Raw genomic sequence first — 2,012 nt, forward strand, 5'->3', positions numbered from 1 at the left:
GGTGCAGGTGACCACCACGTCGTTGCGGAAGTCGCCGGGGAAGAGGGGACGGATGGAGCGGTCGATCACCCGGGAAGCCAGCACGGCGGGCAGGGAAGGCTGACCCTCCCGGCGCATGAAGGAGCCGGGGATGCGGCCCACAGCGTAGAGCTTTTCTTCAAAGTCCACGGACAGGGGGAAGAAGTCCACGCCGTCTCTGGGACGGGGAGCGGCGGTGACGGCCACCAGCACGGAGGTCTCGCCGTAGCGGACCATGGCGGAGGCGTTGGCCAGCTCAGCCACCTTGCCAAACTCCAGGGAGAAGGGGCGGCCGGCGATCTCGGTCTTATAGATGTGGTTGTTGAATTGCTTTTGCTTAATGATGGTTGCCATATGCAGTTTCCTTTCGTAGTCATCAGAGATGGTGCGGAGAGGCTGCCTTATTTAGCACTTGAAGGCATGTCCGATCCATCGGGCATACGTTCAAACGCTAAAAGAGGGCGGGACTCTCCGCGGGGATGCTGGGAAAAAGGGGCGGTGCAGTTTTGGCTACACCGCCCCAAAAAGACGCAATTATTTCCGGATGCCCAGCTTGGCAATGATGGCACGATAGCGCTCGATGTCCTTCTTTGCCAGGTAGTCCAGCATCTTACGACGCTTACCGACCATCTTCAGCAGGCCGCGGCGGCTGTGGTTGTCATGGATATGAACCTTCAGGTGCTCGGTGAGCTCCTGGATGCGTACGGTCAGGATGGCGATCTGGACCTCGGGGGAACCGGTGTCGGTGGGATGGGTGCGGTTGGCTTCGATAACAGCAGTCTTTTCGTCTTTACGGATCATGGGATGAAATCCACCTTTCTTTGATTTGCCTCTGACTGAGTGACGGGCGGGCGGAGCCCTGTGAAACAGGCGATGCTCCCGGGACTAAGTCAGGGTATTTGATGTGCTTACGCACGTATCATGTAGTATACCACCCGCTGGGGGGAATGTAAAGGAAAATCGTAAAAAACCTTGATTTGACAAACAAAATCCCTGCAAGGACCCGCCCCGGCGCCGGGCGCCGGGGCGGTCTTTGGTGCTTTTTTGGTGAGGGGTCCCCTCTCAGCCCTCCGGGGTTGAGGGAACCGGCTGAGTCATGGGGTTCTCCGGGTCCTGGGGGAAGGACTGGAAGAGGTACAGGGCAAAGGCCTCCCCCTGGGCTTCCAGGTCTTCGGGAGAAATTCCTGCTGCCCGGCGGAGCCGGGCAAACAGAGGGGTGCAGCCGGTCTGGAACCAGGCCGACCCCATCTCCAGCCAGAAGGTGACCTCGCCTTCTTCATAAGCCCCTTCCTGGTAGAAGGGCTGGTTGCGGGCCGTCCGGGGCAGACGGAACAGGCGAAGGGAAGGTGCCTTGTCTGCCAGGGCGGGGTGGTCCTTCAGGGCCTCCCGGGCGGTGGCCAGGACCCGCTCCCGGACGGCCTGGGGGGCCTGGGTCAGGGGGACTTCCTCCCAGTCGGCAAAGTCCCGGGCGCAGCGGAGCAGTTCCTGGGCGGTTTTTTCTCCCACCACGACCTGATCCTTTTGCCGCTGGTAGATGCGCTGACACAGGGCAGCTGTGGTTTGCTGGGCGATCATAACAGGGCCTCCTTTCGTGGGATGGATGGGGGGTTGCTCTGCTTCTATCATAGCATATCCTCTATTGCTGCATCCATCTTTTTTTCTGTCTTTTTTCCGGGTGGGCCCCGCCTGCTCTCCTTCCGGGAGCTGGACAATGGGGGCAGGCGGCAGGGGTTTTATGGGACCGATCCTCAGGGGGTGGGGCGTTTCTCCGGGAATTGGGACAAAATCTTGAACGGCGGCTTTTCATGGGGTGGGATTTCTGGTATGATAAACCTAACATTTTCTGCCCCAAAAGAAAGATTAACTATTAAAAGTCAACCCCGAAAATGAATGGTGGTGGTGAAAAAGGGATGGCTCAAAAAGGTATAGCAAAGCTGAGGTCTTGTCAGACCCCTGCTGGCTATTCAAGTAGTTGCACTTAAGCTGCTGAGCAA

The 2,012-nt window shown here is 58.5% G+C and carries 2 protein-coding genes and 1 pseudogene; all 3 read right to left on the bottom strand.

Translation table 11 applies throughout. The features are described 5' to 3' along the window. Window positions 1-372: pseudogene (locus tag SOR61_RS00005) on the bottom strand (polyribonucleotide nucleotidyltransferase); the annotation flags it as partial. A 180-nt stretch (window positions 373-552) separates the two neighbouring features. Beyond that, window positions 553-819 carry a 30S ribosomal protein S15 gene (gene rpsO / locus SOR61_RS00010; protein WP_320610675.1) on the bottom strand — a complete coding sequence of 89 codons (267 nt, stop codon included), beginning with the start codon at window positions 817-819 and terminating at the stop codon, window positions 553-555. A gap of 261 nt (window positions 820-1,080) precedes the next feature. Next, window positions 1,081-1,593, bottom strand: a complete 513-nt coding sequence (locus SOR61_RS00015) for a hypothetical protein (RefSeq protein ID WP_320610676.1) — start codon at window positions 1,591-1,593, stop codon at window positions 1,081-1,083. Between the last annotated feature and the right edge of the window lie 419 nt (window positions 1,594-2,012).

Source organism: Evtepia sp. (assembly GCF_034090835.1).
GTDB lineage: Bacteria > Bacillota > Clostridia > Oscillospirales > Oscillospiraceae > Evtepia.

Bases quoted from the DNA above. Each gene is read 5' to 3' on its own strand.
- rpsO (WP_320610675.1), bottom strand. From the start codon at position 819: ATGATCCGTAAAGACGAAAAGACTGCTGTTATCGAAGCCAACCGCACC.
- SOR61_RS00015 (WP_320610676.1), bottom strand. From the start codon at position 1,593: ATGATCGCCCAGCAAACCACAGCTGCCCTGTGTCAGCGCATCTACCAG.